Raw genomic sequence first — 23,615 nt, forward strand, 5'->3', positions numbered from 1 at the left:
CGAAGTGGACTGGACTACTAATATAGTTCCCACCAATTTGAGTTTTTGATTTCTTGTTCGGTAATAAAAATAGGTTCCCCTATTTGAGGCACCAATACGGGTACCTGTAAATCGGATGCTTTGGTCATAAGCCGTTCAATGGGGTCTGTCCATGAATGCATGGCCAGCTTAAAGGCGCCCCAATGAATGGGCATAATTATTCTTGCCTTCAGATCGAGACCGGCTTGCGCAGTTTCTTCGGGCATCATATGGATTTCCGTCCACATTTCGTTGTACTGCCCACACTCCATCATAGCAAAATCGAAAGGGCCATATTTGTCCCCTATTTCCTTAAAATGTGAGCCATAGCCACTATCTCCACTAAAAAATATATTCTCGGTATCTGAAGCAATGATCCATGAGGCCCAGAGGGTATTGCCTCGGTCATTGACCCCTCTACCTGAAAAATGTTGGGCCGGTGTGCATCTAAATATCAAATCGTCAAAATTACGTTCCTGCCACCAATCCAACTCGGTTATTTTCCCCGCTTCAACACCCCATTCCTGTAAATGGATGCCCACACCTAAAGGAGTAAAAAAATGGCCTACCTTGTCTTTTAGCTTCCGTATTGATCCATAATCTAAATGGTCATAATGGTCATGGGACAAAATTACAGCATCAATATGAGGCAATTTTTCTATCTCAATGGGCAATTCACCACTGAACCTTTTGCCGCCCAACATCGGATGTGGTGCAGGTACATCACCGAACATTGGATCTATTAGTATGTTCTTTCCGTTCATTTGAAGCAAAAAGGTGGAATGGCCAAACCATACCAATCGCGTGCTGTCCTTGTATTGTACAATATTTAGGGAATCTATCTTTTGTACGGAAATATCAGCGTTAGGTCTTGTGTTTGGTAAAGGTTTGAAATAACCAATCATGCTTTTTACGAACTTCTTGAAGTCCATGCTCATTTGAATATTGTCACGGTTAATGAACTTTCCTTCTTTAAAATTATTGGACTTGGCGTATAACTCTTTTTGTTCCTTAGTTGCCTTACCGCCAAATTCTGGGCTGATATTTATGAAGGCTGTTGTGGTTATCAATACTATACCCGAGAGAATTCCAATTCCTAGCAACATTCGTTTTATTAGTATTAAAAATATTTTGAGCATTTAAAAATTTCCAGAATAAAAAAGCAAATGTAGTACAATTGAAGTATGAATAGGAACCGTTTTTTGCCAATATTATATAAAAAGAGGGCCAAAAGCCCTCTTTCATTATCAAATCATATTACGTTTATTTGGCATCCAAAACCTTTGTGCTTACATATGCATTTGAGCCTACAATTTTACCATCTTCATTGAAATCATGGGTATACATGGCTGGAACGATGAACTTTTTACCATCCGATTTTCTTGTCAACCTAAATTTCCACCAGGATTGTACCACTCGACCATCCCTCAGGTCATATTCCAGATAATCTGGATATCCGACGACATCAATACTATTGAATTCATAGGCTTCCCACATTTTTTTATTGCGTTCCTTGATTTCATCAAGACTCATTGTTTCACCATCGGGTAATTCTAAGGTATTAAAACGGCAATCATCGTCAAAATAGCTATAAGCTGTTTCAAAATCGGCATTTTCAAAGGCTCCCATCATTCTTCGAACACTGTTAATATTATCGTGGTGATTATAGATGGTGCCATTTTCCCGATCTGAATAACTTCTCCCTATTTCCCAGAACATCCTATTTTCATAGTAGTTGATCAGTACACTGATTTTCCCCTTATCATCTAACTTATATAATCTATGGAAAGGCATATCCAATTTTACACCGGTCTTATCATGAATGGCCTTCATGTGGTCCCAAGTCTGTACCCATGTATCGCCATCCTTATATTCAATGGCATCGGGAAAAGCCCCTTCTGAGGGTTTTAATGATACATAGGATAAGTTTTCGGTTATGGATTTCACTTGTTTTAAAAAGCCCTCCCTATCTTGCCCCTTTCTATCTTTGTTAACGTTGGATCCATAATAGGATTTAAAATCATCGGCTAAATACGTTGCAACCTTTTCGGCATCACCAGCCATCCAGGCTTGTTGCATTTGGTCAACTGCATCCAACGCGGGATGCTCCAAATAAACCGTCCCGTTTTTTTTCTTTTGTGAATAGCTCAAAGCCACAATGAGCAGTAGGGTCAAGAGTGTTACTTTTTTCATTTTAATAGAATGTTAGATTATACATTGTGAATACAACTATTGCATCACTATTTCTATCGTAATGAAATAACTTTTGTGATTTTTTTATAATGAAAAAGGACGAATACCCCTTATTCCTGTCCCAAACCATGTGTTTATTTATCTGTTTGTGCTACCAACCCTCTATGAATTACGAGAAATAAAAAGACCGCAAATGGTTTGCGGTCTTTTTATATAATATTCTATTGGAATCTGTGTGGCGTTATATCTTTTTTACCCTGACAGCGTTCATGCCGCGTTGTCCTTTTTCGAGTTCAAAAGATACCTTATCGTTTTCGATAATCTCATCGATCAACCCACTTACATGGGTGAAATATTTTTCTTGATTAACGCTGTCGATGATGAATCCGAATCCTTTTGATGAATCATAAAAGGAAACCTTACCGTTTCTTACCGGGTCGAACTTTTCCTCATCGCTTTCTTCTTTCTTGGGAATCCCCAAAACAATATCCTCGGCCTCTATTTCAATCTTTAGGGATGGGTCCGGTGGTGTATCGGTTAAATTGCCATTATAATCCACATAGGCGAATTGAATACCTCCCCCGCTTTCCTTGGATGCCGCTTTACGGGCCAATTTTTTCTTATTCTTTAATTCCCGTTTTTTTAAACGTTTCTTTTCCTTTTCACTTTTATTGAATGTCTGCTGCGACTTCGCCATACTATACTTCGCTGTTTTAGTTAATAATTTAAGAAAGAAAGGCTACACATATCATTCAATGATAAAAAATAATCCTGAAGAAAACCTAGGATTCTTTGTTCAAAAGAGGAATCCCATTTCTTAAATTTTTATGCAAATATAAGGTATTGCTTTTAATTGTGGGGGGGTGTATGGTATTGTTGCCATGATTTCGTTCCATTTAGTCACCTTTAAATTACTTTTTAAGCCCATTACTGTAAAAATAAAAGGTTGGAATGTCTGGTGAACAAACCAACCTTGTTTTAATTTTTTGACTTTTAATAATACGCCGGTCTTACGCCACGGCTTCTTCTTTCGCCCTATTGTTGACGATTTTCTCAATTAAATCGGGCACTTTTTCAAAAGCAGCGGCCAAACCATGGGTCTTGCCAGCTTGCAAGAAGGAGATTTCATCACCTTTGGTTACCAAAAAACCAATAGGTTCTATGCCTACGCCAGCACCGGCACCCATTCCTTGGCCTTTTTTTGCTTTGGCTTCAGTACCTTCACCACCGCCAGAACCAAATCCCATGCCTACCTTAATGACTGGCACACATTTAAATTCCCCCAGATCAAACTGTTTGCCTACAACCGTGTCGGTATTGGCCTCAGACTTCATAAAGTCGGTAATTTTTCCTAATAATTCTTCAAAATGTAATTCCATGATATGCGTTTTTAGAAGTTAATAAATGATTTTAAAATATGTATTGGTCTATTATGCATATAAAGTAAGAGTTGGTTTCTACCTTCAAAATTCAACCTGAAATTGCCCGTATGATGGTTCAATAAAGCGAACACAGGATATAATTTTGCATTTGTGATACAATCGCCTGTGTCTAAATCAACAGAGAAGCGTTTGACTTTGAATGTTCGAATGACGCGTATTCCTTTTTGAAAAGAGACATGGCCTTTTTTTTTCGTACTCTTGGTTTTTGTTTTTTTCTGTTTTTTGGAGGCACCGATCTTTTTAATGGGATAGAAATAGAAATTCATAAACAAGGCCTGAATATGAATACGTATCAGCTCTTCCTTATGTGGTTCAAGAGAAGCTTTCATGAGTCCTTTGGCACGAATATAATATTCATTGGTGCCCGTATTTATGAAAAGTATTAGATCCATAAATAATAGGTACACCATAATTAGGCATATTATAAGGATGATTATATACACTGACATCATATTTTTATGCAAATAAAATGGAAGAATGTCAATTCAACAATGATGTACATCAACCATGTAACTATTTAACAGTTTTTTTTATTGTTTTTAGCATCATCTTAATACGCTTATATTCAATATATTAGAAGGTACTACCCCCTCCACCTCTCTCCTGGATTTGTTAAATAATCTATAAAATAGTACCTTTTTATACATAGTACTGTAACAAATCAATCCCTCTCTCGTCTGTTTAGTGTAAGTCAATCAAATACAACGAAAATGAAAACATTGCATCCACACCAAGTAAGACCTAAAATCTATTTTGAAATGGGTAAAGGCTGGAACACCGATTGGTTATACGACTTAAAAACTAAAAACAATTTAAACAACAACTAAAAAAGGAAATCATGAGAGCATCAAGCAGAAGAACAGCAACGGAAACAAGAGTCAATTCATTCTTTTCCGCATTAAAAGAAAGTAAAAGGGTTCAATGGGCAGGTTATAGGAATTATAATCGCTAATAAAACCATCATCATCAAATCAAAAAACAATCAGACCAAACCGCATTCGATAGGTCATAAAAAACAGAAATCATGAAAGCAACATTAAGCAAGACACCCACCGAGGCCAGAAAATATGCTTATTTCTCGCATTTTAAGGATAGCAAACGGGTACGTTGGGCTGAGTACAGAAGCCATAATTGATAGCAAAAAAACAACAAACAACAACTTAATCCCAAATTCATTCGGGATATAAAAACAAAAAACATGAGAACAATAGTCACATTATCCACACCCACTGAAGCTCGGAAGAATTCTTATTTTTCCAATTTCAAGAATAGTAAAAGAGTGCAATGGACTGCACATCGCCACTATAGATAGGGATTATGAATCAAATCCTTAGAGCAAGAAACAAGAGGGCCCTGACAGAATTGTCAGGGCCCTCTCTACTTAGGTTGGTTAGCGATTTACTGTTCAGATTGTTGTACCAATTCTTTTTGCACATTCGAAGGAACACCTTGAAACGATGAAAAAACGGATTTAAAGGTAGCCCTACCTTGGGTCATGGACCTTAAATTGGTGGAGTACCCATAAAGTTCTGCTGCCGGGACCATACATTTAAGAATTTGGGAATGGTCCTGGGTCTCTATTCCTTGAATTATGGAACGTCGTGATTGAAGATCGGTCATGACACTCCCCACCATCTCTTCGGGTACTTTCACGGTCAATTCCTGAACGGGTTCCAATAAGTTCGGATTCGCATTTAGAAATGCCTGTTTAAAGGCGTGGGCCCCGGCAATTTTAAAGGAAATATCATTGGAATCGACAGAGTGCATTTTGCCATCATAGACCATAACCCGCACATCACGGATATAGGAACCTGTTAAGGGGCCCGTTTCCATGACTTCCAAGATTCCTTTCATTATGGATGGTAAATATCGTGTATCAATGACACCACCGACAATACAATTGTAAAAGACAAGCTTACCGCCCCATGGAAGATCCACCTCTTCCTTGCCCCTGATATTGAAGCCATCGGGTTCGGGCATGCCCTCATACCACGGTTCTATCTTTAAATGCACCTCTCCAAATTGTCCTGCGCCCCCAGATTGTTTTTTATGTCGATAACTCGCATTTGAAGATCGCTGAATCGTTTCGCGATAGGCAATTTTAGGACGTTCAAATTTAGCTTCAATGCCATAGACATTTTTTAATACCCAATCAATGGTTGCCAAATGCAGTTCACCCTGGCAACCCAAAATAAGCTGTTTTAATTCCTTTGAATAGGATACGACCACTGTTGGGTCCTGACTATGGATTTTCTTTAAGGCATCACTCAATTTCTCCTCTTCTTTTTTATTGGCGGCTGAAATCGATTTTTTGGTTCGAGGTTCAGGAAATTGAATGGGTTTGATCGTTATGGGATTCCCAGCCTCATGCAGGGTGTCATTGGTTTCGGTGTATTTCAACTTCAGCGTGGCGCCAATATCGCCAACGGTCAATTTTGAAACCGGTTCCCGTTTTTTACCATCCATAATAAAGAGTTGGTTCAAAATCTCGGTTTCCCCATTTCTTGAATTCACCAATTTATCATTCTGGTTGATTTCTCCAGCTTTGACCTTGAAAAAAGTAATCTGGCCCAAATTAGGTTGATGTATGGTCTTAAATACGAAAAGCGCCGTAGGGGCTTCCTTTTTTGGTTCTATGGCATTGCCTTCGACACTTTGTTCTGGTTTAAGGTCGGCCGCGGATGGGGCTACATTATCAATGAAACCCATAAGTCGTCCACTCCCCATATCGTTTAGTCCAGAGGTACAGAATACGGGGAACAATTCAAGGTTGAGCATACCTGCCTTGATACCTTGCCGCATTTCATCTTCGTTCAAGGTGCCTTTATCAAAGAAAAGCTCCATTAATTCCTCATCATTTTCTGCCGCTTTCTCGACCAACTCATTATGTAGTATATCCGCCAGTTCTTTCTGGTCTTCGGGTATGGGATGTTTTTCCGGTTTTCCGCCTTCAGGTCCGAACTTGTACATTTTCATCTTTAATACATCGATAATGCACTGGGCACCATCGACCTTTATGGGATATTGTACTTTTACGATGTTATTGCCTACCAAATTCCTAAGGCTATTATAACTTTCCTCAAACTTCAGGCTTTCATGGTCAATTTGATTGATTACGAATATCGTTGGCTTTTGGTATTTATCAACATAGTTCCAAATGATCTCTGTACCTACTTCGACTCCCTGTTGGCCGTTGATGACCGTGACAATGGTATCTGCCACACGGATCGAGGCAATGATCTCTCCGATGAAATCGTCCAATCCGGGTGTATCCATAATGTTGATCTTGTACTGCCGCCATTCGGTATGCATAGGCGTGGCATATACTGAATTTCCTCTTTCATGTTCAAGCTCATGATAATCCGAGACGGTATTGAAATTTTCAACGGCACCTCTTCTATTGATCAATCCTGCCTCAAAAAGCATGGTCTCTGCCAAGGTGGTCTTCCCCGCGTTATGAGCACCTACAAGAACTACATTTTTTATGTGTTTGTCATCGTATATCTTCATGGAGTAGTGGTTTTTAGTTGTCTTACAAATCTAGAATTTCATTCAGTCGAATAACATGACATTTGTTAGTTTTTATACCCAAATAATGTTGTATTCTTAAGGCAAGGAGCACCTATTTAAGATTTTGATATGGAAACCAATAAAGTATCTCTTAAAAATACTAAAATGGATTGAAATCAAAACCAAAATCCTCTGCTTTTATGAAAAATAAGATTGGGCACTATTTGTTATGCCTGTTTCACGTTTAAAGCAATCCTGCGGGCTTAATTGGGTGAGGACAAGTATGGGTATCCCTACCAAAGGCCTAGGGATTGAACCAATAATTCAGTTTTAAGGTAAGTGACCAGGTTCGGCCGGTGTAGGGAGACAACAACTGATTGTTGGTATAGACAATGAATAGATCAGAAGCCGGTTTATAACGCCACTGGAACCTTGAATTCAAATCGAAATTCTTCGATTGCTCATTGTATTGGAAAAGATTTGAAAAGAACAAGGTGTTGGTGAAGGTGATGTCGACTTCCGACCCAATAAGCCAGAATTCATTCGTATTCCATGGGGCTGGCATTTTTATACGGTTGTAATTCAAGTTGGCACTAAGGCTTACATAGGGTTGAAACCGGTATCCCAATTCCGTGGTAAGACTCGTTCTGTTGCCGTCTTCGTAATAGCCGCCAAATCGAGAGTCAAAGGTGTAGGTGAACAGACTTTGGGGCTTGGAGGCGTACATCCACCCAAAAGCGTTCCATTGATGTTTCGTACCTGCCGCCAACTCCTCCTTACCTAATCTCGTAGGGTCAAAAGGGGAAAGTAATTCCACAAAGTCATCCGATATGAAGAAATTCAAACTGCTTCGATCACGAAAATCAAAAGCGTACAGCAAATAGCTCGTATTGTCGGTACGGGCAAAATTTTGGTCGAAATAATAGCTGGTATTCAAGGTGGGACCATGACTTAAGATCTTGCCGGATTTGGGAAAGAATAGGTGTCCTAAAAAAGACTGGATCCTGACATATCCATTTCTAGGGACATAACCTACTTCGGCCGTATAACTTTCGCCTACGGATTCTTCTTGGATACGCCAATTCCATTTTCTACTATTGTATTCCAAATGTGCCGCCTGTGTCAATCCATTACCCTGATCATTTGGGGAGAATGATTTTAATAGGAAGGCCTTACCATTCCATAAATTGTTCGAAGAGGCCAAATTATACTCCATCCCCACGTTCCTATTGAATTTTGGATAAAGGGCGGTCAAGGAATCGTTCTCTTGGGGATAGTTGACCGATTCCTTGTTAACGACCATCAGCCCGATACTAGATCTACCGAATACTTTACGTTGCAATGACAACACCCCGAAATTCTGACTGGGTAACCCCGTTTCGTCAACGGCGGCTGTTTGCATATCCATGAGTCCCAAACGCCACTTTTCATTTAGGTTGCCACTGACCCTTGCCCCTGCCTTAATCGGAACACCTAGACCGATACGCCTTGAAAAAAAAGGTCGAATGCTGGCATAGCCGAAATTGGCAAAAAGATCACCGTTTTCGAGAAAAAACTGCCGTTTTTCAGGAAAGAACAGTTCGAACCGATCTAAATTGGTGACCTGTCGATCGACTTCTACCTGGGAAAAATCAGGATTTACCGTTAAATCGAGATTTAAGGACGATGTTAGACTGACTTTAACATCGCCCCCCACTTTTTTGTCGTACGTCGTGCCTTCATCATCATTAGTCACACTACCTAACATATAGGGAATCAACGATATATTGGTTCCTGGTGAAGGTGGGGGTGCATCCCAAACCAAAACCCCGGTATAGGCCAAAGAAGCTGTAGGGAATTGTCGGGGAATGGGGGTCCAACTCGATTTTTCACTCGCTTTTAAATCTAACCGGCTAAAATTGATACCCCATTCCTTTACCCCATCCTTATAGCGGATCGATTTAAAGGGGACGGCCATTTCAAAGACCCATTTGTCTTCATCGCGAACTACTTCGGACACCCATTTGCTATCCCAGTTGAGATCAATGCTACCGCCGCCGAACATAGTGCCGTCCCATTGTGCTCCTGCAGCATTTGAACCAAACGAAAATCCTGTCGTTTGGTTATTAAAGGGGTCTAAAAAAAGTAGAAAATTATCATTCTTGCCGAAATTAAAATCCCTCCGCAAGGATTCCACGAAATTCTTCCCTTTCGTACTATTATAGAAAGTTGCGACAAGATAGATCTGTTTATCATCGTATGCCATTCGAATTTCCGACTTCTCAAGGGCTTTTCGACCATCCATGGGTAAAACCATAAAAAAATCATCGGCTACATCAGTATCCTGCCATGCTGAATCGTCGGCCACTCCATCGATGACAATGGGTGCAGTCGCTTTTCTGATATGCAAGCGGAACGATTCATTCTTTTTTTGTGCCCAACCCGAAAAACAAATAATGGTGAGCAGTATGGCGGTAAGTTGGCTCTTCATAATCAGAACTAATGTAGCCAATAATTAAGGAAAATACTTGTAAAATATCCACTATTATCAGCTATAATTTGTCATTATTATGAGTTGGTATTGACCATTTTTCCTTTTGTTAGATACCAACGACAAAGATTTTGCGTTAAATCGTATACGATATAGTATATTAGCATATGATTTCAAAAGTAATCTTACGCGATCAAGTACGGGAACATCTTTTAAACCAAATGACACAAGGGAAATTGGAACCTGGAAAGACCCTGAATTTGGCAGCCTTGGCACGTAAACTCGATGTGAGTGTGACACCCATACGGGAGGCACTCACCCAATTACAACAATCCATGTTGATCAAGGCCATACCCAATAGAGGGTTTATCATTGCCGATTTGAATTATTCCGAGGCAAAAGACTTATATGAACTGGTTGCTGATTTAGAGGTTTTGGCCCTTGAAAACTCGGTATTTGACGAAACATCGATAGAGGACTTAAAACGGATACAGATCAAATTCAAAAATGCAAAGGATACGTTAGCGCGGATACATGCAAAGCTTGAATTCCATAAAATCCTGACCCAACATTACGAAAACGCCCTTGCCCAACAAATCTTGACCGATTTAAAAACACGTATCATTTTTTACGAAAAAGCTTTTATGTCCGATGATTCCATTTATGCAAAGTCGGATAACCAACATGATGGCATTATCTCCGCCATCGAAGATGATAATGTACCAACCGCTGCGTTAGTGCTTAAAATGAACTGGATGCTGATCCTAGATTATATTCAAAAGCAACTTCGTTTTATATAATCCTTTTACCGTACACAATAAAATCGCAGTTTTAAGAAAAAAATATGAAATTGGATCTATAAAGGCCATATGAAAATGGCTTTTTATGCGTTTAATAAGAAGTAATGCCTTTAAAGATACATCATGAACTTTTTGTCTCCCCAAATTAAAGCCTTGTCCAAAAAGAAAATAAAAGAAGAAGCCCCATTGGCCAAAAAAGTCTATTCCTGTGGGATTTTTCAGGATTATGGATCTAGTTATACCAATCCTCAACAAGATCTAAAAGGAAGTGATTTCATTGAAATGGACTAATCTCTTATATCCTTGAATGAAACCAGGGGATCGGTCTGCCCTTTTATCTTTCATAAAGAAACTTAAGATTCAGACAGCTGTCGAATCGATAAAACATTCCACATTCGGATGTAGCCACAAAAATGAAGCTGGTAAGCTGGTTGTGACATTTTTGGAGAGGAATTTTTGTATGACAGCCTTTTTGTTCGCTCCGGTTAGGAATAGGATGATCTTTTTTGATTTCAGTATATCCCCCATTCCCAAGGTTAATCCATAACTCGGTTTTTTGCCCAAAGTATGTATCATTTGATGGTTTAAGGATTCCGGAGTGAGTTTGGCTACATGACAATGTGGGGATAAAGAACTTGCAGGTTCATTGAATCCTATATGGCCATTCTGACCCATTCCTAAAATACATAGATCGATAGGCCCTTTTTGTTCAATCTCCCCTTGTATTCGTGCGCACTCCTTCTCAGGGGAATCGGGATTGGAATCAAAAGCAATGAATCGGTCCTTAGGAATCTGTAATGGTTGGATCACTTTCTCTTGAAGGTAAGATTCACAGCTACTGGGTTCCTTCTTATCAATGCCTCCCCACTCATCCAATTTTAAGAGCATCAATGCTTTGAAATACTCGGGATTTTTCGTGAACCTTCTTGCCAATTTTTCGTAGGCACCCGTCGGAGAACTACCGGTTGCTGTGCAAATCAATTGTTCGGGATGTCCTTTAAGATCTGCAATAATGGATTCATAGGCACGTTGGCTCATTTCTTGATAATCGGAACAATAGTGTACGTTCATATCATGCCCATGCTTTATCACCTTTGTTATAAGGAACACATCCTTTAAAACTCCCTGGAATCGGAAGATATCGCAATGCTTTTGTAGCCCCCGGTTCAGAAGTGAAATAACCCCAAATCGTAAGTTGTTTCAGCATGGTAAAATAATGTGGGGGTTCTCCTTCGGGGATGGTTCTGGCTTGGTTATCCAAGCGTACCAATAAATCCTGCCTATGATCTGGGTCAAGTTTCAAAAAGCTTTTGGAATAGGCGGTATGGGCCATTTTCCCTATTGTATCTATTCCTTCCTTGAAAATGGTTTGTTCCTTTTGATCATAGCAATCGGTTACGATGGTCACCATGAATGCACCTATTTTGGCTGCCTTAGCCCCAGGTGAACGATCGGTTTCCGGCAAAATCGTTTCACCCACCTCATCCAAGAAGAGCATATCGGCATCTGAGAACAGCGCTTTGTTCGTTATCTTACGTGTACAGCCCGATAGAAAAAAATCAGCGCCGATCATGGTGCTGCCCAAGATACTGGTGGTGAGTAAAAGTGCTTTTCTTCGATCCATACCTATATTATTGATTTCGGTTTTTCCATAATTTATAAGGCTTGTCCACGGTTGACTCAAATGGCAGGAAAACTTTCTTGTTCGTACCCGCCGATTCATAAGCCGCGAAAATAACCTCTAAAACGGCCCGCCCATCTTCCCCAGAAACGGCCGGTTTTTTATCGTTCTTTACACAATCAACAAAATGGGCAAATTCTTGTGGAAAACCATAATTCCAAATCTCCTCATACATGGTAAAGCTCCATCCCACGGTATTCCCAGCTTTTTCCACGGCATACCCTACCCCTTTTTTACTATAGGTCTGTATGGAATTTCCCTGGAGCACATCGGCATAAGCTACTCCTTCAGAACCATGGATTTCTGCCCTGTCATCCATGCCACCTAATTTTGTCCAGCTCTCTTCCGCCATGGCGATAACATCATTTTCAAATTCAAGTATAATGATGGCATTGTCATCCCCAATGGTTTTGTCTTTATGGACACTGGTATTCATTTGTGCATAAACCGATTTTATAGGTTTTCTACCGTTCAACCATCTAAAAAATTCAATGGCATGACAACCCATATCCATTGTAACACCACCACCGGATCGTTCCACATCCCAAAAATGATCGGCATGTGGGCCATCGTGTTTTTCGGATTGTTTGAATAAAACAGGGTGACCCAGGGCACCTTCGTCCAACAATGCCTTTAGTCGCACATACTTGGGGGTAAAACACAACTCTTCGGCATACATTAATTTGACATTGGCTTTTTTACAGGCATCGATCATAAGATCTGCTTCCATCAAATTCATGCATAAGGGTTTTTCCACGACCATGTGCTTCCCTGCCTTTGCGGCTTTTAAAGCAATTTCACAATGTACATTGTTGGGCGCCCCAATGACCACCAAATCGATCTCTTTCATGGCCAATAGATTATCGAGATCGCTAAAATGATGTGGGATGCCGTGTTTGGTTGCAAACTCCTTGGCGTTGCCCGGGGTTGGCGACATGACCGCAATGATCTCAGCATCAGAAACCGATTTTAGGGCCTCTGCATGAATGGATGATATAAATTGTGAGCCAACGAGTCCAACACCAATCTTTTTTTCCATTTTTAAAACGATTAATTTATATATTTCCTTTTTTGTATTCCTCAGCGGCATAGTTTGCAGCTCTTGCTGTAAGTGCCATGTATAGAATTGACGGGCTTTGGTTTCCCGTACTGGTCATGCAAGCACCATCGGTGACAAATACATTTTTACACAAATGCATTTGGTTCCATTCATTCAAGAGGGAGTCTTTGGGATCACGGCCCATTCTTACACCTCCCATTTCATGGATATCCAATCCTGGGGGTTGCTTACTATCCTGGACATGGACATCCGTACATCCTATTTTCTTCAACATTTCGGTACTTTGCTTTAAAAAATCGGCCACCATCCTCTCATCGTTTTCATCATAGTCCACATCGGTAACCAATAGCGGAACACCCCATTGATCTTTCTTCTCGGTACTTAGATAAACGGTGTTGGTCTTTTTAGGAATGGTTTCCCCCTGCATGTACATTTGAATATACCATTGCCCCGCTTCACTTATCGCATGCTTAAAGTCGGCCCCAATCTGAATTTCACTCTTTGGTAGTTCATTATTTCGCACACGATACGCACCGCAAAAGGTAGTGAACCCACCAACATAGTCCATTTCCTGTTCCTTTAGATTACGGTAATTGGCCAAAATAGGTTCTGATGGCTTTCTCCCATAAATATACTTATCTTCAAAACCATCGATCTTACCAACAGCGAAGCCCCTATAGATGTGAAAACAAATATATTTTCCCAAAAGTCCGTTGTCATTGCCCAAACCGTTCGGAAAACGGGATGACTTTGAATTGAGCAAAATCAAATTGGTGTTCAGAGCGGAAGCATTCACAAAAATGATCCGGGCGGTATAGACGATCTCCTCATGTGTATTGGTGTCGATTACCTTTACCCCGGAAGCTTTTCCGGTTTCTTCATCATATAGAATGGAATGTACTACGGAGAAAGGCCTAATGGTAAGGTTCCCAGTCTTATCTGCCCACGGAAGCGTTGAGGATACGGAACTGAAATAGCCTCCAAAAGGGCAGCCCCTCATACACAAATTTCGTGCCTGGCACTTTCCACGGCCTTGTTCCAAATGAATTTCCTGGGGTTCACTCAATTGTGCCCACCTTCCTTGTACCACATGCCTATCGGGATAGTGTTCTTTAATCTTATCGCTCAAATATTGCTCTACGCAATTAAATTCGAAGGGGGGTAAAAAATCCCCATCGGGCATGGCTTCAATACCATCTTTATTGCCGCACACACCAATGAATTTTTCCACATGGGAATACCATGGTGCAACGTCCCCATAGGAAATAGGCCATTCAATACCATACCCATACTTATTCGGGGCTTTAAATTCATAGTCACTCCACCGCTGACAGGCCCTACCCCATGTCAATGATCTGCCACCCACCTGGTAGCCGCGTATCCAATCGAATGGTTTTTCCTGAACATAAGGATGGTCGTCATCCTCAATAAAGAAATGGTCTGTACTGTCATCAAAACCCGCTGCTTTGGTTATCAATGGGTTCTTGTCATAAAATTCCTTACTCATTGATCCTCGGTATTTAAATTCCCAAGGATGTAAATGTGCTGTAGGATAATCTTTTAAATGCTCAATATTTCGCCCTCGTTCGAGCACAAGGGTCTTCAGGCCTTTTTCACATAATTCCTTTGCGGCCCAGCCACCGGAAATACCGGAGCCAATAACAATGGCATCAAAAGAATTCGCTTCGGGTTCTGTCATAGTATATGAATTAATATGGGCATCTGTATAGAAGGGTCATCGTTCAAACATAATCCTTTAAAGTTCCAATCTTTTCCATTGAATACCAAATACATTGCTGATATAATTGATCACATCAATCAATCTTTGGGGAACAAACCGCTGTCCAAGCCTGGAATGAGATGCAACGCATTTTTATAGTAGACTTTTTTCAATACGTCATCGGGCAAATCGAGCCCGTACATCGCCCAAAAGGCATGATATTTCTTGTAATAGGGAAAATATTCATCCCCAGTTTCCAGTACCCTGAAATAGGTGGGGAATTCCTCTGGTTGCCAACTATCCTTACCAAAAAGAATCCGATCTTGGTATTTAATAAAGAATTCATGGGCAGTTTTGGGCTGTCTTCCCAACTCGGCGATAACGGCAGCTATACCCACATACATATTCGGCATGGCATCCAATAATTGCCCTAATTTTTTAAGGTCATTGGCATACCAACCCATATGGGCATTGATGAATTTGGTTTTTGGATGTCTCTTGAACACATTGTGTTGTTCCTGTATGATCTGTTCCCATGGCGCGGGATCGGTGGCCGATCTTTTTCTTCGGGGATGGGTCTTTAATTCCAACCATCGTTCATTGTCACTGTCCATAGGGTCCCAAAATGACTTTGGATCGGCCGCATGGATAAGAACCGGAACACCCATTTCCTCACACTTGGCCCAAATAGGGGCTAATCTGGGGTCATCGATAGCTAAACGTTTGCCGTCAGCATCCCTATATCTTAATCCCAGACTTTTGAAAATTTTAAGTCCTTTTGCACCATTTCTGATATCGATTTCCAATTGGGAAGCAGCTTTCTGGCCCCATCCTTCGGTACCGACTCCGTCAAAATCCACATTGGCAAAAACCGCGAACCGATTGGGGTAGGTTGCCTTTATGTTTTTTAGCATGGAATTTAATCCTTCTCCCGAACCACCACTCAGATTCACCATAATACCCTCATTGAGGGCATCCATATCCTTGATCAGCGCTGTTAAGGCCTCAGCCGACATGCCCCTTTGGTGACTATGTACGTCGATAAAAGGAAATTTTGCCTTTTTCACCTCATGTACAGGAACCACCAAGGTTGATTTGGGATTATAGTTCTCAAAATCCATTTCTTGACCTACAATCGTGGCGTATGATAATAACAAGGCCATTATACCTATGAAAAATTGTTTATTCCCCATTGCGTTATCTTGGTTTTAATTGTTGTTTCAGCTGTTGGTACTCCGCATAGGTATCTAGGTCCACCTCTTTCCCGTCGGGAGCAAGGGCTATTACATCATCACTGTTGTTCGCGATGATTTCTTTGGCCCCCTTGTCCCCATCCAGTTCCTTTAAAAATCCAAAAAACTTCTTATGGAAAAGTACGGGTGTCCCATTGCCTTGTGGATATTTTGTAGCGACCATGCCTTTATTCCCCTGACTGAATGCTCTGAGCATGGTATTCAGCACCTGGGCATCGATTAATGGTTGGTCCCCAAGCATAAAAAGTAAACCATCATAGGCCTTGTGCGCATGTGCAAGGTGTTTCACCGCACATGCTATGGAAGTACCCAAACCTTTCTTCCAATTTTTGTTCAGGATACATTTGATATGGGAAAGATCAAGCTGTTCTTGGATCGTTTGTGCATGGCCCCCCAATACTACATATACGTCCTGGGCATTACTATCCTGTGCAACTTTTATGGCATGGCCAAGGAGTGTGGTATCGCCCCAAGGTAACAGTTGTTTCGGCTGTCGCATGCGGGAAGATTCCCCAGCGGCCAATAGGATCACTGCTATCTGATCTTTTTTACCCATTAGTAGTGAATAGGACGGGTTTTATTCTTAAGCATTATTGGGTTTTGATTACGGACCACAGCCAAGATCTCGGCCAAAATAGCAATACTTATCTCCTGTGCGGTCTCTGCCCCAATATTCAAGCCTGAAGGGCCGTATATGGTATCGAAAAAGGAGGGCTCGATTTCTGGATTACGTTCTATCAATTCCCCCAAAAGTGTTTCACGACGGTTGGCAGGACCTAAAATACCAAGATAGGCGGGCTGCACTTCCATTATTCTCAGAAGAAATTGTAGGTCCTTCACATAATTATGGGTCATGAGCATTACTGCGGTTTGATCATCAATAAGGCCTACCTCTAGGTTTTCCGCATCCACGCAGCACAATTCCTGGGCCCCAGGGAAATCTGCAAGGGTTTTGCGCTCATAAGGCGCCACCACAACGGTGACTTCCCAACCCGTAAGCGATGCATAGCCGCTTAATTGAACGGCATCGTGTTCCGCCCCTATGATCATTAATTTAAAGCAGGGTTTCATGTCTTGGACAAAAACCTGCATTTCTTCTTTTGATCGTTTGTAATTCCTGAAGGTATATGTTTTGTCAGCTAATTGGATCAATGATCCGAAGGATTCATTTACCCCCTCACTATGTGAAAAATAAGAGGTGACACGAAAAGGTTTCCTGATTTCCAAATGTATTTCGAACGCATTTAAAAATTCGTCACTGGGACTAAAAGGTTCAATAAGAATATAGAGTAGGCCCTCGCAGCCTAAACGGTATCTACCGTCATAGGTCATCATTTTCGGAATACCATCCTTTAAGACACTTTGGGCCTGTCGAATCACTTCTTTTTCTACACAACCACCACTCACGGCGCCAATGGACTTCCCATCCCCTGTAATCAACATGCGAACCCCAGGCCTTCTATACGATGAACCATCAAGGTCAACGACTGTGGCTAAAACTGTTTTAATGTGCTGTTCCTTTGCTGAAATGTAGGCTTTTACGATGGCCTTGAACTCATGGGTCATGTTGCGAAATTATAAGTAAAAATAATCCTAGTTAGGAATGAGATACGATAAAACATAAATGTACATCCAAAAATGCTATTTCAAAAGACTAAAGCGGTATTCCCTTCTATTTTCAGCGATAAAAAAATCCGGTGGATTTTACTTTAACAAGATTTAACAAACTTTTTTTATTCGCATATAATTTAAAAACCAATTGTACGTTCTGTGTGTTGAACCTCAAAATAATGAAAATGAAATCCTATCTAAGATACTTCAGTGTTTTTACGTTGCTTTTTATAGCTTTTTCGTGCGGTAATGCCGATGATGATGTTAATTTGGACCTTAATTTCGGGGATGGCCTCGGAAAGGGTAAACCGGTTGATGATTGTCTTGCCTTTGGAGAAAGTGATTTGGTGTTATCCATACAGGAACAATACACCACCTTGCCCGGGAAGGTCTCCATTTTATTCAAAGTGTCCGATACCGATGGCAGCCCCGTTGCAGGATTGACTGCCGATCAATTCACCATTTATGAACAAGGACGTAATGATGCCTGTTTCAATACGATATCACAATCGGAATCACAAGCCCGAATCTCATCCAATTCCCAAATATTCAATGCAAACACCTTATTGGTTTTGGATTTAAGTAACAGTGTGTTGAGTAGTAGTCTTGATGAACTGAAGACGGCGTCGGTGAGTTTTGTGAACAATGTGATGCCGACTACTTCGGAGGAGTCTTATAAAATGGCCATTTATTGGTTCGATGGGGAGGATGAATTACATCTTTTGAACGATTTAACCAGTTCAAAACAGGAATTGGTCGATGCTATCAACTCGATTACTGAGGATATCAGCAATGACCCATCAACGGATCTTTATGGTGCGGTGATAAAGTCCACCAAAATTGCAGAAGATTTGTTAAAGGAGAGTATAAAGAATGAAGTTATCGGTGCGGCCTCTGTGGTCATTTTCACCGATGGTACCGATCAGGCCTCGCGCTATACAGAAGAGGCGGCCTTGAAGAAAGTGAATGATGCCAGCTCTAACGTATCCTTCTTTACCATTGGTCTAGGCTCGGAAATAGATACGCAAGTACTAACCGATATCGGTAAGACCTATAGTGTTTTTGCCGGAAATGCGGAGGAATTGGAAAATACTTTTAATGCGATCTCCATTAAAATCTCAGAACGCGCCAACAGCTTTTATCTTTTCGAATATTGTAGCCCCAAACGCGATGGTAGTGGGGACAATAATTTAGTGATCCGAGTTGTTGATGGCAATCAAAAAGGAGCGGTACAGACTGAATTCAGTGCTGATGGCTTTACCGGTGGTTGTGAATGATTCCAGCATACACTAGCATGAATATAAGCGTCCTACACAGGGCGCTTTTTTATTTTATAAAATTTATGATGGTTTGTTTTCCTAAAGTTCAGGTAGGGTTTTTGTTCTTCCTGTTGTTCTATTACCAACAACCCCATTTATATTGAATACCTACATCCTAAAGACTATGAAGACGTTTAATTTAAAGTTTGAAAATCATGGATGTAATCAACGAAATTATTCAAAACAGCGCAGCTGGCCAACTGTCTAAGGGCTATAAGAGCCTTGTGCTATTATTGTTTTCCACCATTGTATCGATTTTACTGACCATGCTTGTGATCTTATTGGTATATGGACCCTATATGACGATACGGTTTGGGTATTGAGGTTTTGCTCCGTTTTAAATATTCAGTATTCAGTACTCAATACTGAATACTTTTCGATTAATATTACCCCCCATTTATCGATAAATCATCGCATTCTTAAAGTTCCCTATGCCTGTACCGAGGTCCAATAGAAAACCATTGATTACCGCATAGACCGGCTTTCCGTTCTTCTCCAATAAAAAAGTAGGATTCATGCCTACTTGCAATTGAAATTCGGATAGTTTATAGGTACCTCCCACTATATTGAGTGGAATTGGGGACTCCAATGCTTCCAAAGGAATCTTGGCCACTCGGAGATAGGTATACCCTTGTTTTAATAGGCTCATGACATCGAGCTGCTTTATCTCGGCCATGGTTGCCAGGGTGTTAGGATATACGTTACCTTGTTTTAACGTAAACCCTGCCGCATCTAAGGTTTCATACCCGTAAAAAGTAGACAAATCACCTTGGTCCAGTATGCGGCTGCTGTACCAGAAATCGGAGTTCCCTTTCTTATCGACTTCCAAGCGGTTGATCCCCAAATCGAGAATATAATCGGTACCCAATAGGTTATAGGTGACATCGGAGATTTTTAAATCGAAGAGTTTCCTGTCATTTTCAGGGATTTCCTCATAGTCCTCAAGAGGTATATCCTTATAATTGCCATTGGCAATCGTATAGATGGCAGCAAGGATAGAGACGTAGTTTAGTTTTCTGATTTCCTGTTTTTCAATATCATTGGCATAGCCACCTGATTCTATCAAGATGGTACTTGTGCCCCATTTTTGTATGTTGTCCCCAAAAGCCCTTGGTTCAAAATCGTCATTATAGCGCCCTACTTGTCCAGGTGCGTATTTCTGGATGATGTTATTCATGAAAACAATGATCTTCATGGCATTTCCACGAGACTCATTAATGTCCTTTTCATAATTATAGGCTGGTGCCAGGTAGGAAATCGTGGCCGGCTTCTCCGTAAGCTCTGCATTGTAATAGGTACTTTGGTCATGCAGGTTAAATCCAAAATCGGCCTGTATGCTATCCCTGACCCGTTTTAAGGTCTTGCTCTCAGGGGATTGTAACCGCAATGCATCCCGATTGATATCGATCCCCAACAAGTTTCTGCGTTGAAAGCGTTCTGCCCCATCAGGATTCAACATCGGTAAAAAATGTAGGGTAATGTTGTTTAGGATATCTTGTTTCTCCGCATTGAAATCGTCACTCGAAAAAAACTTGAATATATCGAAAATGGCCTGGGTTGCTGTAGGCTCATCCCCATGCATTTGCGACCATAGAAAAACATGGGTGTCTCCGGTGCCTATACTGATTAGGTTAAGGTCACGTCCTTCAATCGATTCCCCCACTTTTTTAATCGTGAAAAGATGATTTGCTGCATACTGTGCAAGCAGCGGCTGCAGATCATGATACTTAATACGTCGCTTATTGAGTTGTTGCTCTTTGAAGTGGGTATATGTTTCATATAGTTTAGTGGTCAGTTCCTGATCTTGGGCATGTCCGAAGTTACATAAGAAAAGGAACAGGAATAGGACTATTAATCTTGATTTCATAGTATTGGTTTTATTTTGGGCAATGGCTTCATATGGAGACTTTTCGTTGCTTTGCGGACCATGGACATATATTCATCCCCTGGGTCTGATTTTTTGGTTCGGTATCCGTCATCTTTCTCCAGCCATAAACTATGGCCTTCAAATAAGGTATATTCATGGTGTCCGATGACATATTCGATATCATACTTTTTTGCTAGATAATGCACCAACCAGATATTCGATCTTAATTGCGCTTTGGTCAGCGGTGTATCTTTTGTGCCTCCAACATTCTCCACTCCTATCGCACAATGGTTCAGGCCAATGACATGTCTTCCCATGGTTGTTTCCGGTAACAGTCTATAGATAGTACCATCCCTATCGACCAAAAAATGGGCAGAGACATTCAGGCCACTGACGCTATTGATATCTGGACGCCAGTTCGGTAATTTTGGGTCCAGAAACGCCTCAAAGGATCCTTCCAAGGTAGGTATGGCGGTCCAATGCAATACCACCATCTTAGGTGCTATCGTAGGAACTTCCTGAGCCAATCCATACCTGTCCCTCAAGTAGTCTAAGGTAAGGGCGGAGCGTTCTTCACTGAATACAATAGGTTTGTCCACAATCTTTCGTGAAGATGAACAGGATGCCAATAAAACAAAAATTAAAATTGCCGATAACTGCTTCATTTTTCGTTGATTTCTGATGCGCCCATAGAAGAAGCGTCCAAGCTATCCCTTAAAACAGCATAGTAGATCTTTATTTTTTTTCTTCCCCATTCCATTGCCCTTTTCCTATCTTTTCCCATATGGATATCGATTCGGTTACGCCATCTTGGATGCATCTTGTCGTTGATCAAAAAGGTATCAGGAAACTTTTCGATACGGACCATCGTACCGTATGTTAACCCCTTCGCGATTAAATCCCTGGAAACGGCCAATGAGTTTGAATCGAGTGTCAACGTATCTCCCCATGCTGTAATCGTGGGTTGTTCATTGGTTTGTGATTTTACCGAATTATAGGCAGTTGCCGTGACTTCCATCGGCAACCAGACATAGGAATCCTCTTTTTTTTCCTTACATCCCGTGAGGGAAACCATCAAAAGAAACACAATAAAGCTTTTGCCGGTCATGAACTTATTTTAATTTATTCTCCAATATCATGATATCAATACCCTTTTCCCGCCACAAGTCGATTTTTTCTATCGGAACCGGGGTAAAGGAATATAGAAAGGAACTCAGGATTATGTCTTCGTCCCCATCGCCATCTACATCGCCCGCATCCATAAGCAACCATCGGCCATAATTCGATTCCTTTAACGTTGAATTCTCAAAAGTAAATGCTGAGGCATTTTTGTTCTCCAGATAAATAAATGAAGGCTCCGCTGGATTTTCATAATCAGGAAACGTGGACAACAACCCAAAATCAATATCCCCATCCTCATCAAAATCGCGGGCTACCACCCTTGTGGCTCCATTCATGGGATAAAAATATTTTTCCTCGAATTGATTGTTTCCATCATTGATGTGTAACCGTAAGCCATGATAGGGTTTGGGAATATACGTTTGATCGGCATTATCGCCGTTTACAGTGATGATATCATCATCCCCGTCAAGATCATAGTCGATCAATTCAAACCAGCTGCTACCATATATTGGACTAAAGCGGATGACCTTGTCCATACGGAACTTCAGATCTTCCAATTGATAGTAAATGGTAACATTTTCATCCCCTTGGGAAAACAAGGCGACGATATCCTTTTTGCCGTCTCCGTTCATATCCTTGATGACCGAGCGGATCACACCAGGCAACCCCGAGAGCACTTGCCTTTCAAAATAGGTGCTGTCGTTGTGTTTCAATAAGGAAAGTTTACCTGTCAGATATCCAAACTCGCTGACCAACAGCTCATCGCGTCCATCTCCATTAAGATCATCAACGACCGTATGCACGGGCCTATGCAAAACAAGGGGTAATTCGGTAATTGTACCCGCTTTCTCCATGAATATGCTCCCTGATGCGATTTCCGATGGATTCAACTTGCCTACCGAGGTGACATAAGCTGCACTTTGGGACCTATTGAGCCCTGTGATTGGCCGGGGAAAACTATTTAAAAAACCCAATTTCCGTTGCGGATAATCATAGGTCAATAGCCGGCCTGACATATCCCCCAATTCAATCTTTTGGGTAATGCTATCTATATGAAGATACGTAAACATCAACCCTGATAAGGAATCAAAGGTAATGGTTTGGGGCAAAAAGCCGTCTAATTGATCATGGGCGATTTTTACAGGGGGCATCTTTACGGAATCAGGGGCCTGCCCAATGATATAATCCTTCAATAACTCCCAGTCCTCATGCTTGATTATGGGCGGCAAGGTATATATTCCTGATCGCATCATGGCTTCCTGGTCCCTATAGGAACGGCCTTCATATGGATTAAAGGCTGTGTCCCGTAGGCCCAATCTCGCCCCCATTTCAGGTAATACCCTGTTTTTCCATAAATCTTTGGGCAGCGATTGGATCGATGGTTTTATATGGCATGTGGCACAGTAGGAATTGAACAATGCAACGGCCTTTTGCTCTTTCCTATCCTTGCAGGAGACCCCTAACATGGCCATTGAGTAAATGAGTAGAAACGTTTTTGATATGCGCATCGGTATGGCTTGGTTTCTCATAAATATCATGTCCGTACAAG

At 41.1% G+C, this 23,615-nt stretch carries 22 protein-coding genes; 4 read left to right on the top strand and 18 right to left on the bottom strand.

Going from position 1 to position 23,615, the window contains the following annotated elements; translation table 11 throughout:
- Positions 1-17: 17 nt before the first annotated feature.
- The 7 genes from WBM98_RS02795 to WBM98_RS02825 all read right to left on the bottom strand — a co-directional run bounded on the left by WBM98_RS02795 (position 18) and on the right by WBM98_RS02825 (position 9,633).
- Positions 18-1,124 carry an MBL fold metallo-hydrolase gene (locus WBM98_RS02795; protein ID WP_424364501.1) on the bottom strand — a complete coding sequence of 369 codons (1,107 nt, stop codon included), beginning with the start codon at positions 1,122-1,124 and terminating at the stop codon, positions 18-20.
- A gap of 157 nt (positions 1,125-1,281) precedes the next feature.
- On the bottom strand, positions 1,282-2,211 hold the full coding sequence (locus WBM98_RS02800; RefSeq protein WP_424364502.1) for a nuclear transport factor 2 family protein: 930 nt from the start codon (positions 2,209-2,211) through the stop codon (positions 1,282-1,284).
- Positions 2,212-2,452: 241 nt separating this feature from the next.
- Positions 2,453-2,908: a cold-shock protein gene (locus tag WBM98_RS02805; protein WP_424364503.1), complete on the bottom strand. Its 456-nt coding sequence runs from the start codon at positions 2,906-2,908 to the stop codon at positions 2,453-2,455.
- 313 nt (positions 2,909-3,221) lie between these two features.
- Positions 3,222-3,590 (bottom strand): GerW family sporulation protein, encoded by a 369-nt coding sequence (locus WBM98_RS02810; protein ID WP_424364504.1) that lies wholly within the window; start codon positions 3,588-3,590, stop codon positions 3,222-3,224.
- Positions 3,591-3,601: 11 nt separating this feature from the next.
- Positions 3,602-4,045 carry a hypothetical protein gene (locus WBM98_RS02815; protein WP_424364505.1) on the bottom strand — a complete coding sequence of 148 codons (444 nt, stop codon included), beginning with the start codon at positions 4,043-4,045 and terminating at the stop codon, positions 3,602-3,604.
- 1,006 nt (positions 4,046-5,051) lie between these two features.
- On the bottom strand, positions 5,052-7,163 hold the full coding sequence (locus WBM98_RS02820) for an elongation factor G (RefSeq protein WP_424364506.1): 2,112 nt from the start codon (positions 7,161-7,163) through the stop codon (positions 5,052-5,054).
- 304 nt (positions 7,164-7,467) lie between these two features.
- On the bottom strand, positions 7,468-9,633 hold the full coding sequence (locus tag WBM98_RS02825; RefSeq protein ID WP_424364507.1) for a DUF5916 domain-containing protein: 2,166 nt from the start codon (positions 9,631-9,633) through the stop codon (positions 7,468-7,470).
- Positions 9,634-9,800: 167 nt separating this feature from the next.
- On the opposite strand from WBM98_RS02825, the gene WBM98_RS02830 reads away from it, so the two are divergent.
- Positions 9,801-10,433 (top strand): GntR family transcriptional regulator, encoded by a 633-nt coding sequence (locus WBM98_RS02830; protein WP_424364508.1) that lies wholly within the window; start codon positions 9,801-9,803, stop codon positions 10,431-10,433.
- 123 nt (positions 10,434-10,556) lie between these two features.
- Positions 10,557-10,724 carry a hypothetical protein gene (locus tag WBM98_RS02835; protein WP_424364509.1) on the top strand — a complete coding sequence of 56 codons (168 nt, stop codon included), beginning with the start codon at positions 10,557-10,559 and terminating at the stop codon, positions 10,722-10,724.
- Between the two features lie 69 nt (positions 10,725-10,793).
- Here WBM98_RS02835 and WBM98_RS02840 read toward each other — a convergent pair whose 3' ends face one another.
- The 7 genes from WBM98_RS02840 to WBM98_RS02870 all read right to left on the bottom strand — a co-directional run bounded on the left by WBM98_RS02840 (position 10,794) and on the right by WBM98_RS02870 (position 17,713).
- Positions 10,794-11,504 (bottom strand): galactosamine-6-phosphate isomerase, encoded by a 711-nt coding sequence (locus tag WBM98_RS02840; RefSeq protein ID WP_424364510.1) that lies wholly within the window; start codon positions 11,502-11,504, stop codon positions 10,794-10,796.
- Between the two features lies 1 nt (position 11,505).
- Complete coding sequence (locus WBM98_RS02845; RefSeq protein WP_424364511.1) at positions 11,506-12,057, bottom strand: gluconate 2-dehydrogenase subunit 3 family protein; 552 nt, start codon at positions 12,055-12,057, stop codon at positions 11,506-11,508.
- A 7-nt stretch (positions 12,058-12,064) separates the two neighbouring features.
- Complete coding sequence (locus WBM98_RS02850; protein WP_424364512.1) at positions 12,065-13,153, bottom strand: Gfo/Idh/MocA family protein; 1,089 nt, start codon at positions 13,151-13,153, stop codon at positions 12,065-12,067.
- Between the two features lie 16 nt (positions 13,154-13,169).
- Positions 13,170-14,873 carry a GMC oxidoreductase gene (locus WBM98_RS02855; RefSeq protein ID WP_424364513.1) on the bottom strand — a complete coding sequence of 568 codons (1,704 nt, stop codon included), beginning with the start codon at positions 14,871-14,873 and terminating at the stop codon, positions 13,170-13,172.
- 119 nt (positions 14,874-14,992) lie between these two features.
- Positions 14,993-16,087, bottom strand: a complete 1,095-nt coding sequence (locus WBM98_RS02860) for an amidohydrolase family protein (protein ID WP_424364514.1) — start codon at positions 16,085-16,087, stop codon at positions 14,993-14,995.
- 4 nt (positions 16,088-16,091) lie between these two features.
- Positions 16,092-16,703 carry a nucleotidyltransferase family protein gene (locus WBM98_RS02865; RefSeq protein ID WP_424364515.1) on the bottom strand — a complete coding sequence of 204 codons (612 nt, stop codon included), beginning with the start codon at positions 16,701-16,703 and terminating at the stop codon, positions 16,092-16,094.
- Positions 16,703-17,713, bottom strand: a complete 1,011-nt coding sequence (locus WBM98_RS02870; RefSeq protein ID WP_424364516.1) for an XdhC family protein — start codon at positions 17,711-17,713, stop codon at positions 16,703-16,705. Before WBM98_RS02870 ends, WBM98_RS02865 begins: the two co-directional genes overlap by 1 nt.
- Positions 17,714-17,943: 230 nt before the next feature.
- On the opposite strand from WBM98_RS02870, the gene WBM98_RS02875 reads away from it, so the two are divergent.
- Positions 17,944-19,035, top strand: coding sequence for a vWA domain-containing protein (locus WBM98_RS02875; protein WP_424364517.1), 1,092 nt, complete (start codon positions 17,944-17,946; stop codon positions 19,033-19,035).
- 197 nt (positions 19,036-19,232) lie between these two features.
- Positions 19,233-19,400: a hypothetical protein gene (locus WBM98_RS02880; protein ID WP_424364518.1), complete on the top strand. Its 168-nt coding sequence runs from the start codon at positions 19,233-19,235 to the stop codon at positions 19,398-19,400.
- Positions 19,401-19,474: 74 nt separating this feature from the next.
- On the opposite strand, the gene WBM98_RS02885 is transcribed toward WBM98_RS02880, so the two are convergent.
- Genes WBM98_RS02885 through WBM98_RS02900 form a run of 4 tightly spaced genes read right to left on the bottom strand, consistent with a single transcriptional unit; the run spans position 19,475 to position 23,595 of the window.
- A complete protein-coding gene (locus WBM98_RS02885) occupies positions 19,475-20,944 on the bottom strand; it encodes a M14 family metallopeptidase (protein ID WP_424364519.1) in 1,470 nt (489 codons plus the stop codon).
- The gene (locus WBM98_RS02890; RefSeq protein WP_424364520.1) at positions 20,941-21,609 is read right to left on the bottom strand and encodes a peptidoglycan recognition protein family protein; all 669 of its coding nucleotides are present in this window, start codon (positions 21,607-21,609) and stop codon (positions 20,941-20,943) included. Before WBM98_RS02890 ends, WBM98_RS02885 begins: the two co-directional genes overlap by 4 nt.
- Entirely contained in the window at positions 21,606-22,052 is a 447-nt protein-coding gene (locus tag WBM98_RS02895; protein WP_424364521.1) for a 3D domain-containing protein, read from the bottom strand. The genes WBM98_RS02890 and WBM98_RS02895 overlap by 4 nt, the downstream gene beginning before the upstream one ends.
- Positions 22,053-22,056: 4 nt before the next feature.
- Entirely contained in the window at positions 22,057-23,595 is a 1,539-nt protein-coding gene (locus WBM98_RS02900; RefSeq protein WP_424364522.1) for an FG-GAP repeat domain-containing protein, read from the bottom strand.
- Positions 23,596-23,615: the final 20 nt, after the last annotated feature.

The sequence above is a fragment of the Maribacter sp. genome (assembly GCF_049667165.1).
Lineage (GTDB): Bacteria > Bacteroidota > Bacteroidia > Flavobacteriales > Flavobacteriaceae > Maribacter_A.